We start from the raw sequence: 14,206 nt of genomic DNA on the forward strand, positions 1-14,206 counted from the left end.
ATAAGTCTCCTAGCGTAAAACACGCTTCCATTTTCCGTTTTCAAATCCTAGCAGGTAGCGCAAGCCACCAATGAAATTTGCAGTGTGACCAACGACCAAATACGTTAAAAGCTGCATGGGTTTAGTACGTTGTAAATGAGGGAAGTAATAGGCTAAAGCGGCTAAGCTGTAGATCGCAATTTGAGCAACGAAAAAGCATAGAAACAAAAAGTATTGGCTCAATAAACCCGATGTTATGAGACAGCTAATCATTAAGTAAGGCGTAAGTAGTCTTAGTCCTTTTCCTGAGAAGAAGGCAAAAGCGACCCCCTTAAAGCGTGGGGAAAATAAGTCAAATAACTGAACAACCTGCTGCATGTTACCTGCAGAAATTCTGATCCTACGTTTGAAGTCATCCCCAGCTTGGGTCGCCTCTAATTCAACGGCGTTCATGTCAGGTGAATAGGCTGCGCGATAGCCTTTGTGCACAATGTGCATTGGAATGAGGAAGTCATCGTTAATGGCGTTAGTGGGTAGTGCTTCAAATAGGGCGGTACGAATGAAATACAACGCACCGTGACTACCGATAGTGGAGCCCAATGTCGTTTCTCGATATTTGATCTGATTTTGGTAATGCCAATACGCCGCTTCACTGCTTTTTTGGTCGAGTAAGTGATAAGTGGAATTCACCACTCCAACCTCTGGGTCACGAAATTGTTTCGCTGCAATAATGAGAGCATCGATAGAGATAAGTGATGATACATCGGTGATCGCGGTAATGTCTGAGGAGATACAAGGTAACATTTGATTTAGTATGGCCACTTTACCGCGGTTTTTCTCGTGGGCGATGACTTCAAAATGCGCTTCTGAACATATTGCTTCCTGTATTGTCGATTCTGCTACATGTACAGTGTCATCAGTACAGCCGTCGGCAATAATGAGCACACGAAGTTTGCTTTGGGGATAATCAAGGCTGGCGATATTTCGAATTTTTTCCGCAATCCACAACTCTTCATTAAACGCTGGCATCAAAATAGTAATGCTAGGTAGCACACGGTCTTTATTCTGTTCGCGATAACCGCGGTTTGACGACGCCACGGCCTTGAGCGGATGTCTATTCGAATACCAACGTAGTAGCAATGGGTAGCCCGCATGATGGTAGACAATGAGAGCCGCACATATTGAAAATATTCCTAACCAGATTCCGTCCATTGACTTGCTCCTATGCAATAGATGCTTGACTTAATTTGTGGGTGATATTGAGCGCCATAATCTTGGGGTATGACACTAAGCTTTGAATACCAGATTGCGATAGGCTTGACTCATTGCTCTCACATCGTTGTTTTCTACCACAAAATCCCGAGGACAGAATAGATGCTTGGTCTGAAGGGCAAGAGTTAGAGAATCAATGAGTGATGCAACATTTTTCGGCTCAGTCACGACACCAGACAACGGACACAGTGTTTCTTTTGCCGCGCCAACATCGGTGACAACAACGGGAATATTGCAAGCTTGTGCTTCTAACGGTGATAACGGAAAACCTTCTTGCAGAGATGGTAGGCAAAAAACGTCTAAAGCTTGATAAAAAGTCGGCATTTGGTCAACAAGACCAAGAAAGTGGACGCGGTCTTGAATCTCAAGGTCATGGCATAGCTGTTTCAAATCAGTGTCGAGCGAGCCAATACCAGCGATGGCTAAGTGTATGTGTTTAGGGAGGCGAGATAATGCTTTGAGCAAAAAGATCTGACCTTTGACGGTCTCTAATCTACCAGCAGTACCAATCATCATTGGATGGGCTGGTAAGTTGAGTGCTCGACGAGCGCTGAGGCGATCGCCAGGCACGAAACGATTACAGTCGATACCATTTTTAATAAGTAATGGCTCGGTGTTGGGAAATAGCTCGATAAGTTGTTGCTGTACGCCACATGCATCCGCGACTAAAATCGGTTTCACGAGTTTAAGTGCCAAGCCCTCTACGCTTTGACGCTTTTCGCAATTGAGGTGCCACATGTCATGTTCGGTGTGAATTCGAATGGGTACTTTAGCAAGCCTCGCCGCGATACCGCCGTATAGAAGTGGACCTATATGGTGCGTATGAACGACTTGAGGTGACAGTGCTTTAAACAGACGCGAAAGTGTTCTTACTAAGGTTATTTGCGTTCCTGCTGGTTTAGCAAGAAAGAACAAATGTGAACGGTATTGGCGTAATTTGGGCCAATGTTCCAATGCTTGTTCCATCTCACCTTCCAAGCTCACGATGAATACGCGCTCGGCGTCGTTAGCCTGCTTTAGCAGTTCGAGAACCATGGTTTCCAGTCCACCGGGTGCCATATGTTGTACAACATGAATGACTTTTAAAGTGGATCCTGTGCCCTTTTTGGCAATAAGAGGCGACGTTTTCATGGTGTTCTCCTTATGTTTCTAACTAGAACGACACGTTAGTGTTAATAACTAATAACTAATAACTGCGAAGAGGGTGCTGCTGTAGTTTAGCTATTGCATTCCTTGTGCCATAAAATTAATAGTTATATTTCAATTGCTTAATATGTCTCATTGTCGCCACTGATTTCGATTTTTAAATTGAGAATCAGTTTGAACGTGAATAACAAGCGACAGTGGCGTTAAGTGCTAGTCAAATTTTGGTATTGCAGTGATTAACGGGACACCGGATATGGTTTCTAGTTGATGTCTGCGCCTAATGGTCGTGTCAAATAGCTCTAATACGATCGCCATGCCAATCCCAAGAGCAACGCCAGCCAAGATTCCTACGACGAAAAAGATGATCGCGGGGATATTGGTTGGGGCACTAGGGGTAAAAGGGCGATCAATAATTTTCACTCGTTTGTTTTGTTCAAATACACCAAGCGAACCCGTTAATTGAGCCATTTCGTAACGTTCGACCAGTTCGTCATATAACTGGCGTTTTAACGCGACATCTCGTTGTAGCTTTAACAACTGCTTTGCAGTACTCCCGTAGTTTTGAGCGGTATCAGTGAGATCGTCTATCATGCGCTTTAGGCTACCCGTCTCTTGTTTTAACGATTCATAACGGCTTCTTACCACTTGTAAGCTCAGCAGTTGAGTGATCAACACTGGTTGTAACTCACTGACCTGATTGCTGACTGAAGAATTAGCAATGTCCCATAGTTGGTCATTGTCTAAACTCGATTGTTCGGAGTTGAGAAGCAAGGTTCTTTCTTGCTCAAGCCGATCGAGTTCTCTCTCCCTTGCCTGCACAGCACTGTGGTTATTGGTATATTTCGCTTTGAGTAACGTGAGTGCACTGCGGGTTTCGATGATTTGTTCTTCTATCTTGCCGACAATAGGGTTGGTTTTAGATAGCTGCTGGTCTAACGTCCCGAGACTTTTTTCTACACCAGATAGCTCAGCTTCTTTTTCCGCGAGGGTTTGACGTAAAGACGCAAGGCGACTCAGATTTTCATTTTGCATTTCGGGTGTTGAAGATGAATACTGGTTGTAATAATTAGCCAGTGCTTGCTCTGCTGCGTCGAGATCTTGTTGTCGTTTGTCTATGTGTATGGCGAGAAATTCGCTGGAATCACGAATGGAGGAGCGCTCTGGCGCAAGTAACTCTTCAATAAAGTGGACACTGACGGCTTCGAGCATCGCTTGCATGCCTTCAGGTCGTGAGGCGGTGTGTTCGATTTTGATAAAATCTTTACTAAGTTGCGTTACCATCAAGCTTGACGACATTTTGTTGATGACTTGTTCTACTTCATCTGGGCGCATTTGATCATTGGTTAGCCCCAGATCATCGGCAACAGACAATAAAACGTGACGACTATTGAGCAGCGTTTTTAAGGCTGCGATGCGATCCTTTAGCATGGTAGAGACTGCAAGATCTTCAAGGAACGGATTCATTTTTGCGGTTTCTTGAATCAGCATGCTGGTATGAGCTTTGTATTTTAGCGGTGCTAAAGTGGCAATCGCATAGGCAATAAATGGCATGACCAATATTGGAATCGCGATGGCATAACGTCGTCGCCATGCCGCGGTGAAAATAATAAGGAGACGCAGCTTTAACTCACTCATATCGCCTCCAAATAATGCTCTAGTGTAATGACTCGCTGATCCCAACTTTCGCTGTCTACAATCCCTTTGGGCAGCTCTGCGGAGTGTAATTCAAGACGTTTTAGAGCTTGTATTAGTGAGGCAGAGTCGTGGACGACGTTAACATGCTCGCGGTAAGGGTCGAGCGCAGGAAAGTTACTGGCGACGATTGGGCGTCGAGAGGCTAAATACTCTTTAAGCTTGAGTGGGTTACATGCGATTATTTGTTCGTTCAATACAAAGGGCAATAGGCTGACCGTCCAGTGCTGGCTATAGCTAGGTAATTGCGAATGAGGGCGAGGTCCAAGATAGTGGACGTTATCGGCCTGAATGATAGGAAAGCTATCTAACTCTAATGGTCCAATAAAGACAAAGTCCCAATGGGGCAATGCTCGGATTGCGTCATTCAATAATGGGTAATCTATCCAATCTGACAGGCTGCCATAAAAGCCTGCGATAGGACGCTGATTGTTAGGGAGATCGGTAGCTCGTATTGTAGGAGTCGAAAACTTTCCGCAGTCAACACCATGGCTTAAGACATTTGTTTTGGAGTCTGGGAACTTGCTCAGTAATTTGTCGCTTGCCGTAATGATCATATCGGCATTGGCAACCAGTCTTTCTTCGTGTTCTAACACAGTACGATGGTCAACATATAGGCGAGCGCCCCAAAATCATCGCCGCAATAGTATAGAACAGGGTAGTCTCCTAGCAGTGGGCATACATCAACAGCGGTGGGTAGCGAGGTCCAGACGAGTGCATTATTCAGTGATAACTTATTGATAATAGGTCGAAGCTGATAAGCCATTAGGTTTGCGGCCAGCTTTCTCGCCATTGCAGAGCGAGGAGCTGGTATGGTGATGAGATTGACAATTGTTATTGAACTCGGCACCGTTTCGGTGTCCAAATCAAGTTGATGAGACTTGTCTTTGCCAAGAAGTTTATTTGCCGCTCGATGAAGATCGTGGCGGCTAAAACGGGGTTGGCGTAGGCCAATGGAGTTGATCCACAGCACTTTTCGTTGCTTGGCGAGACGCTTGACCAAGTGCTGTGTGCTTGACGGCAGAGCACCAAAATCTTCCCCAAATACAATCAGATCTCTCATCATTATTCCCTTATTTGAGTGGCAGCGACGGCTATTCATTTGCATTGAACCATTACTGATCTTGGTTGATATATTTGACTATTTTTGCAGGGCTACCTGCTGCAATTACGTTCGAAGGTAAATCATGGGTGACGACGCTACCAGCAGCGACAATTGTCCCTTCGCCAACGGTCACTCCAGGTTGTATGGTGACGCCCGTGGCTAGCCAAACATCTTTTTCAAGGATGATACTGCCGATGCGATGATCTTCATCAGGGTCGCCTAATGCACGTTTCTTTGCGTTGATAGGATGTCCGGAGTAACCAAAGAGCTGACAACGACCCGCAATTCTCACATTATCTTGAATCTCAACCAGCTCTGACACGGCAATGGTGACTTGCCATCCAATATCAACATTGCTACCTACAAGTAGTTTGGGCTGTACTTGAGGGTCTGGATGGGGAGTGGTTCGACCGCTGAATGTCGTGTGTCCGGAGACACGACAGTCGTTACCTAACTCAATGGTCAGCGGTCCAGTAATAAGGGGCAGGCCACTATAAAGATATAAGGAGTGACCATAGCTTGCGATGCGTCCTTTAAATGCTTAGGCGTATAAATAACCAAACGCGTGAATGTTTCAATACTATTGCGACATAAAGTCACCAACGCGTAGAGAACGTTGTTGTAGAACCGTGGTGTGGGAAGGCTTAGGTTGCCCGTGTTTTTTTCAAAAAGACAAACAGCTTTTGCATTTTAGGATTCGGGTGCGAGCGTAACCAAGTTTTAAAATCAAATGAAGTAGTGGCGTTCATCGTTGAAGTCCTTGTCAAAAAGCTTGAGGTCTTCATAGAATTACAAGAAGCGAGCCAACTATTTTTATTGTTTTAAAACAGATAATTAGTTCTATCTGTGGTTAGCGAGGGTGAGTGTTCTCAAATTGAGAAGCAATTTGTGAGACGGCGATAGTGAGAGCAGCGAGGAGATAGATGGGCCAATTGAAGCCTTGAGTGAGAAAAGTACCAGAAACAATAGTGCCGATTAATCCGCTATAAACAGCGAGTGCCATTGACAAAAGATAAGGGGGGACATTGGTTTGGTTATCGATGGTTTGGCTATCGATAGTTTGTAGGGTTTGGCGAGCGCATTTCACTAAAGAATAGATAAACATGATGAACAGGCCTAGACCTAAAAAGCCGGTTTCGGCTAACACGCCAAACCATGTACTGTGGACCGCATGATTGACGCCATCCCAGTGGGGGCTGTAGAAAAAGTAGTTATAATAAAAATTATCCAAACCGACACCAAAGATTGGATTATCTAGTGCCATTTTATAGGCCGCTTCCCAAGCATACAGCCGCCCCATTGCGGACGCATCAATCCCAGCTTCTTCCGCACCGCCAGAAGCACGGTCGGAAATGCCCGCAACGGCGTATAAAGCGAGAGCGGCAATCCCGCCGATAGAAAAGAACAAGGTTTTAGATTGAATAAGTCGCCAAGCATAGACGCCGAATACGGACATTGAGCCAAGCAATCCTCCACGACTTTGAGTCGCGATCACGGCGAGCAACAACACGATAGAGGTAATGAAAGAAAAAGTACGAAAAAAGCCACCTATCCCTTTTGTCGTCGCAGCGCCGACAGAAAACGCCAGTGGGAACATTAGCACTAACGCGAGATCATTTGGGTCACCGAGCATAGAGCCAAAATCTCGCCCAATGGTGACACGGGAGCCCTCAACCAGCCCGATACCGTTAACGGAGTTGAACAGGGCAACGCAACCGACAAGTAATCCTGATGTGACCATCAAGAAAGAGAACCGTGACAGTTCTTTGGGAGAGGTGATAAGCCAAGACACGGCTAATGTCATGACCATGATTTTCCAGTAGGTACCATTGAACATTGCGATGGCAACGCCTCTGTTAGCCGCCAGAATGACGCCGATGATGACCAGCCCCCAAAAAGCAATAAGCCATATGTAAGTTCGATGCCAATAGAGTTTGACTTGCTGACTGACCAGCGTGTGCCAAAGTAAGGCACCAAGTGCTCCTGCGGATAACATTAGCGGGAACTTTAATGGGTAAAGGACCGGGAAAACCTCATGAATTCGGAAAAATGAAAAGACAATGAAGAGGGTCACGAGCCAAAAGGTTTGACTAAGAACAAATAAAATTGCTATGGGCAATAAACTGAGTGCTAGCCCTAAGGCAGGATGGGGGATGAACCACCAAATAAGTCCAACGAACAAGGTAACCCCAAGGCTGAGTAAGCCATGTTTTGCGGTTGGGTTAGCTTGCGTTGTTGTCATCTAAGGCTCACTCTGCTGCAGGGCTGGCAGTTGGGTTAGTGCAAAACGCTGCAGCAATAATGCGGTTAATAGAATAAAAATAGGTGAGAGGAGGCTCATGATCAAGCGAGCAGTCATATCTTGTATATAGATGGACAAGAAGCAAAAACTGATGGATAGCATTGCTAAAGTAAGTAATGAACCACAGTCATAATGGAGATGGTAAAAACGGTGACTGACGATGCTAATAGCAACAAACCGTCCTATGCCCACTAGGGCTAGGGCCGTTAGTATGGCGATGATTCCCCATTGCCCTGCCACAAAAGCGCTAGAAACGCCGCCGACGGCACTGATCAAGTTGATGGTGAATAGGTGCTGAGTCTGTTTGCGATAAAGAATGCCGATGTTAGTGATTTCCCCCATTTCCTTGAACATGGCGATCATTAGGGCGGGAACGATGAAGGTGATGGCAGGCTCGTAGTCAATAGGCAGCGCGATTGAAATAAACAGCGGGGCAGCATAACTCATCGCAGCGACAAGCATAAAAATATAGATGAGTCCGGCTTGCGATATTCTGATGACTGCCGTACGGCCTTGTTCTTTGATCATCTGAAATCGTTTTGGCATCCACCACATACCGAAAGGCTGAACCAATAGACACATGGCAAGCGCAAATTTAGCTGCGATGGCGTATAGCCCAAGTTCCAGTAGTGATGTGTTCGCCGCGAGTATCCACCTTTCGGCACCACTTAGGCCAAAGGCAACAAGACCTGAACCGACAATAGGTAGACTGTAAATGAGGTACTGCTTCATCGGTGATATGGGTATTTTTCGCCAACGAAATTGGTTTGCGACTTGTAATGCCACCATTTGGAATACTGTTGCCACAAGCCCTGCCCAAAGAATGGCGCCCACTGTCGCATGTAGATTGAGTGCAATGACGATCCAGGTGACTTGAATGAGACTGGCGATTGCACTAATGACGAAAAATGAGCGAGCTTTGTCCTGCATTCGAAGCCAAGCAGTGGAGACAGAGAGTGGTCCAGTAAAGAGTACGCTCACTAGTACCAGTAGCAGTTCTTTATGCGTTATAGGAGACAGAAGCTGGTGGTCTAGAGTAAACGCTAACAAACAAAGTGGTAGACCGATAATTGCGGCTACTAAGCACGATAAACTAAAGAGTCGATTAGCGATTACGTATTGTTTTTTTACCGAGGTAAAGTGACCAGCATATCGATAAAGGGCTTCATGAAGGCAAAAGGTAATGAATAAGCCAACAAACACGCTAATTGTTGCCAGTAGTTCAAGCTTACCAATTTGTTCTGGCGCCAAATATCGAGTAATGAACGGCAGCATGATGAGTGAAAGCCCTCGTGTTACGACAATGCTAAAGCCATAAGTGATGAAGTGTTGCCAAGACTTATTCATGAGAACTTTCTCGTAGGCACATTGGTTGAGAAAGTATCGAAATTGAATGAGCAGCATCGTGATAACAAATATCGGCACGGTAGTGTTGCGCTTTTTCTAAAGTTGCAATACTGATTTCTTCGCGTAACAGTGGTGACTGACTGAGTAACACAAGTTTATCTGCAAGAGACGTTGCATTGTTTGGTTGATACTTCAAACAATCAACGTTATCGGTGAGTATTTGATCCCAGTACGCGCCGTCTTCTGGAATCACTGGGCATAAGCCTGCCGCCATCGCTTCTAGTACTGAAAGACCAAAAGGCTCATGGGTACTGGTGGAGACGAAAATACTGCACTGTTTGCGGATATCATCAAGATTGTCTGGTTGCTCGTGCCAGCTTAATGTCGCTAGTGGCTGAGGGGCCTGACATTGTTCGTGTTGCGATATCATGGCACTCGGTTTGATGTAACAAATATCACCTTCAGCAGGGCAATCCATGCTCTTTATTGCTGCCGTAAGAAGGTCGAGGTTTTTCCATTTTAGCAGTGATGCAGCCCAAAATACTCGTGCTTGAGATTGTTGGCGAAGACTTGGCCATTGCGATACGCTGAGCCCATTAATGAACGGTGTCGCATTAATATGGCAAAGTTGAGTGCCATCATTCAGCATTGATAATGCGAGCGTAATGGAGGCTTCTGTGCTTTCTAAGTAATAAATCTGGTCAGCTTGTTTTAGGCACCAGGCGACAGAGCGAGAATTGCCAACCGGTCCGTGGATGAATTGAATAATCGGCAGTTTAAGTAGGGTTTTGAGCAGGTAAAGTACCATGTCTGACCCTGGCTGAGTTGTTCCTATTAGTAAGGTAGCCTTGGGTAGCCAAGTGAGATAAGCCATGCACAAGCATAGGCGAAATAGCAGTACTAAATAAAACGCTCGCCCCGTGATCGACGACATCCAAGATGAAAAAGGAATAGTGAGTATTTTGATTTCCTTTCCCTCAGTTCGAGCATACTCTTGCCATCCTTGTGGGTGAGCGGTAATAACGCTGACGGAAAAATCAGGCTCATCACAAACTGAGAGAATGGCTTGAGTGGCGACTTTTGATCCACCATGAAAGGGCATTGGGTCAAAGATCACCGCGTGGCGGTTTGGTGTAGACTTGCTGTCAGGGACTGGGTTCAAATTAGACATGACGAACACCTCCCACCCAACGGCGCTGAACATAGGTTTTTAGCGGTCTTAATGCGGCAAGAAGAGACACACTTTCCTGAGCTTGGCTTTTGATGACTTTGTCATAGATATGCTCAATCGCTCGGGTGTTAGTTTGTACACTGAGGTGCTTAGACACATAGTTATAAGCATGGTCGGCTAGTGTCGGAGATAAGCTTGAAAACTCATCAATAAGTCGGCACCACTGAACTAATAGCTCATCATCACCATGATTGTCGAAGAGAAGAGCACTGGTATTGTGGGTAACAAATTCTGGGATACCGCCTATATTTGGCGCAATAATGGGCAATTTAGCTAAGGCTGCTTCGGCGATAACCAGTCCAAATGCTTCTTCTCGAGTTGCGCTGATAAATCCGTCGACACCCCCGACTAGCCATTGCGAGACATTGGATTGCTCACCAACGAATGTGACATGCTTTTCGATGCGAAGGTGTGTAGCGAGAGATTGCAGCGCCTGCCTTAATTCCCCATCGCCAATAACCACCAAGTGCAGGTTCGGGTAGTGGGGAGTAAGTCGAGTTAAAGCATGTAGCAACCGATCGACGCCCTTACGGTGAATAAGTGAACCTACGGTTGCAAATAGGAGCGTGTTATCAGGGAGTTGGAGTTCCTGTTTTACCCACGATGACTGCTGTTCTTGTGTAGCCCCTGACGCAGAGGGATTCGGTATGCCGTTGTGAATTACGTCAAGTTGATCTTTTGGGAAGCCGTCAGCAAGCAGGTTTTTAGAGATGGCATGGCTTACCGTCACGACTCGTGGTGAGAGATGTAATCCAAGCCAAAAACGATCGCGTAGCATATAGTCTGAGTGTAGTTGGGTGACTAAAGGCGTACCCGTTATCTTGGCAACGAGGTTCATCCATTGGCATGGTGCGCCACTGTTGACATGAATAGCATCAATGTTGAATTGCTTAATGAGCGCGATCCCTTTACTGATGAGTTGGAACCAGTTTTTGACGTTGAAATTCGGTTGGTATCCTCCCATTAGTAGGGTGAAGTGATCCAGTTGAGAGTCAATGGAGTGGGTCGCCAGCAGATCATTCAGAGCGTGGTTATTCGTCCAGACAACCGGGTGATACTCTGCAGTGTTTAAGTGGTTGATGAGTTGAATGAGGCATTGCTCACTACCACGAATCCAGTTTTCTCCAAAGTGGACATACAAGATGTTTTTCATGTTGGCCTCGCAATCATTCACGCAAAAGTTCAATCGATACCTAACTAGAGCAATTGCGATGCCAATAAAATATATCAATTTAAAACAGTGGTTTACGATTTATGTTGCGTTATTTTAAGAGCGAGTGACAGGGATTCTCAATATAGGAATCAGTTTGCAATGTGAGTGGGTTCGCGTGAGAGCAGAGTTAAAGACAGAAAACCGACGGCTTATTGCTCTCAACCCTAAAGTGATGTTTCTGGTGAGGCGTGTTGGTATAGGTCAAGTAACTGTGGAATGATAATGTCAGTAGAGTAGTGCTGTTGAATTTGTCGGTGAGCCGCTTGGCTGAGCCGTTGGCGCTGTTCAGCTGGCATGTCTAGCCATCTATTGAGTGCGCTCACCATTTCTAGATTGGATTCAACAATCCAGCCATTCTTGCTTAGGTTTCAATTAATGCGGGTAGTTGCCCTAGCGGGAAACTCATTACGGGAATCCCCCTAGACATGGCTTCTAATGCGGCCATGGGCAACCCTTCAAATCTGGAAGTAATGAGCAGCAGATCGATACGCTCCCACACTACATCCATGGTTTTTTGTTGGCCATGGAATGTCACGTTGGACGGAGCATTATCTTGTAGCTGCGCGAGCATGCTTCCGTCTCCATAAATATCGAAGTGACCACTTGGGCAGGATGCTGCGACCTCTAGAAAGCGATCCGGTCCTTTTTCTTCACTTAGACGTCCAACAAAAGCGATTCGGTTTTGGCAATGCGATTGAACAGGCTGAAGTGGAACAAAATTATTAACCAATGCGGCATCCTGCCTACGAGGTAGCTTTGCTAATATTGCTTCACTGACAGCAATACGCAGATGGTTATAGACTGAACTATAACGGTCTAACCAGTCATATAGCCGAACTTTGCCCGATGGGGTCTCGTCGAGCATGGAATGAGGCGACAAAAGCGATGTTGTGGTAACGGCCCCAAACGCGTGTGACCCTCGCTAGAATGTTGGCTTTATAACCGTGAGAGTGGATGACGGCGGGGGTATTTGACGACGCTATTGCCTGTTGAATCGCACAGTGTAACCGCCGCCATATTGGAACCCCGGGGTAGTTGATACTGAGTATTAGCGTAGTAATTTGATGCTGTTTGAGTTTTTCAACTAAAGGTGGTGACGTGCCGTACTGGTCAAATATGACCACAACGACGTCTTGCTGGTGGCGCTTTAACCCTTTCGCAAGCTCTAGAACATGCGTTTCTATGCCGCCAAATTGGCTGCTGTCCAAAACAAGCCAAACGTTATTGTTGATAGGCATCTTCCTCTGATTCCCATGCTTGCTTCTTACGGTAGACGGTTGATGGGCTGAGTTCGAGCAATACCGCTGCGTTCAGGACATTTCCATCACAAAAATCAATGGCTTGTTGGATAGCTTCCCTCTCTATTTGCCACATTGGTCTTATGCCATTGCTATGACTAATGTCTGATGTTGATGAGGAGGCATCGATGCTTGCAGTGTGTTGCTGAGCCACCATAGGCTCTGACTCCACCTCGGGATGCTGAATATCAGACTTACGACGTTCGATACCATTTGGCAGCAGGGCTCTGTTTGTCACATCATGGTTTGTTGGGGAAGGTTCAGGTAATTGCGCAGAGACGCTGGTGATAGAAGCGCGTTGCGCTGAGGCAATACTGAGAGACATTGAGGTACTACCAGGCGATGTCACTTCTGGGGGCAAGTGCTGTACACCTAGTGATTTATCATCATTCAACACGACAATATTACGGATAATGTTTTGAAGCTGCCTCACGTTACCAGGCCACGCGTATTTTTTAAAATAGCGTTGGGCATCTTGTGAAATACTTTGGAAGCGACGGTTATCTTGCTTGGCATACTGATTTAAGAAATGTTCAGCAAGCGTAACAATATCTTGCCCGCGTTCTCTTAATGGCGGCATGTGGACAGGGACCACGTGAACCCGATAGTAAAGGTCTTCCCGGAAACGCCCTTCTTGGACCTCAAGAATAGGATCGCGATTGGTCGCACAAATAATGCGAGTATCGACTTTATGTTCTTTTGTGCCACCTAGCGGCGTAAAGGTTCCGGTTTGTAAAAATCGCAGAAGCTTCTTCTGCATCTCTAAATCCATCTCGCACAGTTCGTCTAAGAATAGCGTACCGCCATGGGCAAGGGTTGCCGCGCCTTTTCGATCGGTTGTCGCGCCTGTAAATGCGCCTTTCATGTGACCAAAAACTTCACTCTCCATGAGATCTTTTGGGATAGCGCCACAGTTTATGGCGATAAACGGTTTGTCGCGACGATCACTTTCATTATGTATTGCGTTCGCGCACACTTCTTTGCCCGTGCCACTTTCACCAATAATGAAGACACTGGCATTGGTGTTCGCGACCGCATCAATAATCTTATATACCCCCTGCATTGGTAGCGAGGCACCGATGAAGCCATGAAAATGTTGTCGGTCTAAACGCTGTTGGATATCGTCCAACATGTGCTCAAGTTTTGCTTGTTTTAAATGAATGCTAATCGAGGTTTTGAGACGGTCGGCTCGAATGGGCTTTTCTAAAAAGTCTTTAGCCCCTTTCTGTATTAAGTGAACCGCAATATCAACACTACCGTGAGCAGTGGCGATAATGACTGGGACTTGCAGATTTTTTTCTGCAATCCATTCTAATATCACTTCACCTTGCATATCTGGAAGTTGCAAATCGAGAATAACTAGGGCAGGCAATGTGCGTTCAAGTACACGTTTTGCCTCACCGCCAGTAGCGACATGAATGACGTCGTAGGGTTCATCTTTCAAAAACTGTTTATAGAGTACAGCAAGAGATGACGAGTCTTCTATGAGAAGTACTTTCGGAGTCATGCCTCAGTCCTTGTTCTTGTTATTCATCCTTGATGACTTTAAGCATAGACGAAAACTGAGCATTGTTAATATTTTTTATCGGTAACAGTATGAAGGTTAAGGCTTTAATCACAA

The 14,206-nt window shown here is 45.8% G+C and carries 11 protein-coding genes and 2 pseudogenes; all 13 read right to left on the reverse strand.

The features are described from left to right. Positions 1–9: 9 nt before the first annotated feature. The 13 genes and pseudogenes from AC0L66_RS06800 to AC0L66_RS06860 all read right to left on the reverse strand — a co-directional run bounded on the left by AC0L66_RS06800 (position 10) and on the right by AC0L66_RS06860 (position 14,092). Positions 10–1,191, reverse strand: coding sequence for a glycosyltransferase family 2 protein (locus AC0L66_RS06800; RefSeq protein ID WP_473568832.1), 1,182 nt, complete (start codon positions 1,189–1,191; stop codon positions 10–12). A gap of 75 nt (positions 1,192–1,266) precedes the next feature. Next, a complete protein-coding gene (locus tag AC0L66_RS06805) occupies positions 1,267–2,382 on the reverse strand; it encodes a glycosyltransferase (RefSeq protein WP_473568834.1) in 1,116 nt (371 codons plus the stop codon). A 225-nt stretch (positions 2,383–2,607) separates the two neighbouring features. After that, positions 2,608–4,032, reverse strand: coding sequence for a GumC family protein (locus AC0L66_RS06810; RefSeq protein ID WP_265673456.1), 1,425 nt, complete (start codon positions 4,030–4,032; stop codon positions 2,608–2,610). After that, positions 4,029–5,152: pseudogene (locus AC0L66_RS06815) on the reverse strand (glycosyltransferase). The gene AC0L66_RS06810 and the pseudogene AC0L66_RS06815 overlap by 4 nt, the downstream one beginning before the upstream one ends. 52 nt (positions 5,153–5,204) lie before the next feature. After that, a pseudogene (locus AC0L66_RS06820) lies at positions 5,205–5,943 on the reverse strand (acyltransferase). Positions 5,944–6,044: 101 nt separating this feature from the next. Then, the gene (locus AC0L66_RS06825) at positions 6,045–7,436 is read right to left on the reverse strand and encodes an O-antigen ligase family protein (RefSeq protein ID WP_473568837.1); all 1,392 of its coding nucleotides are present in this window, start codon (positions 7,434–7,436) and stop codon (positions 6,045–6,047) included. After that, a complete protein-coding gene (locus AC0L66_RS06830; protein ID WP_265673459.1) occupies positions 7,437–8,843 on the reverse strand; it encodes a lipopolysaccharide biosynthesis protein in 1,407 nt (468 codons plus the stop codon). Beyond that, positions 8,836–10,014 carry a glycosyltransferase family 4 protein gene (locus tag AC0L66_RS06835; protein WP_473568840.1) on the reverse strand — a complete coding sequence of 393 codons (1,179 nt, stop codon included), beginning with the start codon at positions 10,012–10,014 and terminating at the stop codon, positions 8,836–8,838. The genes AC0L66_RS06830 and AC0L66_RS06835 overlap by 8 nt, the downstream gene beginning before the upstream one ends. Next, a complete protein-coding gene (locus tag AC0L66_RS06840) occupies positions 10,007–11,227 on the reverse strand; it encodes a glycosyltransferase (protein WP_473568842.1) in 1,221 nt (406 codons plus the stop codon). Before AC0L66_RS06840 ends, AC0L66_RS06835 begins: the two co-directional genes overlap by 8 nt. A gap of 224 nt (positions 11,228–11,451) precedes the next feature. After that, positions 11,452–11,583 (reverse strand): glycosyltransferase, encoded by a 132-nt coding sequence (locus AC0L66_RS06845; RefSeq protein ID WP_473568845.1) that lies wholly within the window; start codon positions 11,581–11,583, stop codon positions 11,452–11,454. Positions 11,584–11,648: 65 nt separating this feature from the next. Continuing rightward, a complete protein-coding gene (locus AC0L66_RS06850) occupies positions 11,649–12,152 on the reverse strand; it encodes a glycosyltransferase (protein WP_473568847.1) in 504 nt (167 codons plus the stop codon). After that, the gene (locus AC0L66_RS06855) at positions 12,112–12,525 is read right to left on the reverse strand and encodes a glycosyltransferase (RefSeq protein WP_473568849.1); all 414 of its coding nucleotides are present in this window, start codon (positions 12,523–12,525) and stop codon (positions 12,112–12,114) included. The genes AC0L66_RS06850 and AC0L66_RS06855 overlap by 41 nt, the downstream gene beginning before the upstream one ends. Continuing rightward, positions 12,509–14,092, reverse strand: coding sequence for a sigma-54-dependent transcriptional regulator (locus AC0L66_RS06860; protein ID WP_265673463.1), 1,584 nt, complete (start codon positions 14,090–14,092; stop codon positions 12,509–12,511). Before AC0L66_RS06860 ends, AC0L66_RS06855 begins: the two co-directional genes overlap by 17 nt. Between the last annotated feature and the right edge of the window lie 114 nt (positions 14,093–14,206).

Source organism: Vibrio sp. GJ43-1, from assembly GCF_055808835.1.

What these genes read in the sequence shown, in the direction of transcription:
- AC0L66_RS06840 (WP_473568842.1), bottom strand. Translation starts at nt 11,227, where the DNA reads ATGAAAAACATCTTGTATGTCCACTTTGGAGAAAACTGGATTCGTGGT.
- AC0L66_RS06850 (WP_473568847.1), bottom strand. Translation starts at nt 12,152, where the DNA reads ATGCTCGACGAGACCCCATCGGGCAAAGTTCGGCTATATGACTGGTTA.
- AC0L66_RS06855 (WP_473568849.1), bottom strand. Translation starts at nt 12,525, where the DNA reads ATGCCTATCAACAATAACGTTTGGCTTGTTTTGGACAGCAGCCAATTT.
- AC0L66_RS06800 (WP_473568832.1), bottom strand. Translation starts at nt 1,191, where the DNA reads ATGGACGGAATCTGGTTAGGAATATTTTCAATATGTGCGGCTCTCATT.
- AC0L66_RS06845 (WP_473568845.1), bottom strand. Translation starts at nt 11,583, where the DNA reads ATGCCAGCTGAACAGCGCCAACGGCTCAGCCAAGCGGCTCACCGACAA.
- AC0L66_RS06835 (WP_473568840.1), bottom strand. Translation starts at nt 10,014, where the DNA reads ATGTCTAATTTGAACCCAGTCCCTGACAGCAAGTCTACACCAAACCGC.
- AC0L66_RS06860 (WP_265673463.1), bottom strand. Translation starts at nt 14,092, where the DNA reads ATGACTCCGAAAGTACTTCTCATAGAAGACTCGTCATCTCTTGCTGTA.
- AC0L66_RS06810 (WP_265673456.1), bottom strand. Translation starts at nt 4,032, where the DNA reads ATGAGTGAGTTAAAGCTGCGTCTCCTTATTATTTTCACCGCGGCATGG.
- AC0L66_RS06830 (WP_265673459.1), bottom strand. Translation starts at nt 8,843, where the DNA reads ATGAATAAGTCTTGGCAACACTTCATCACTTATGGCTTTAGCATTGTC.
- AC0L66_RS06805 (WP_473568834.1), bottom strand. Translation starts at nt 2,382, where the DNA reads ATGAAAACGTCGCCTCTTATTGCCAAAAAGGGCACAGGATCCACTTTA.
- AC0L66_RS06825 (WP_473568837.1), bottom strand. Translation starts at nt 7,436, where the DNA reads ATGACAACAACGCAAGCTAACCCAACCGCAAAACATGGCTTACTCAGC.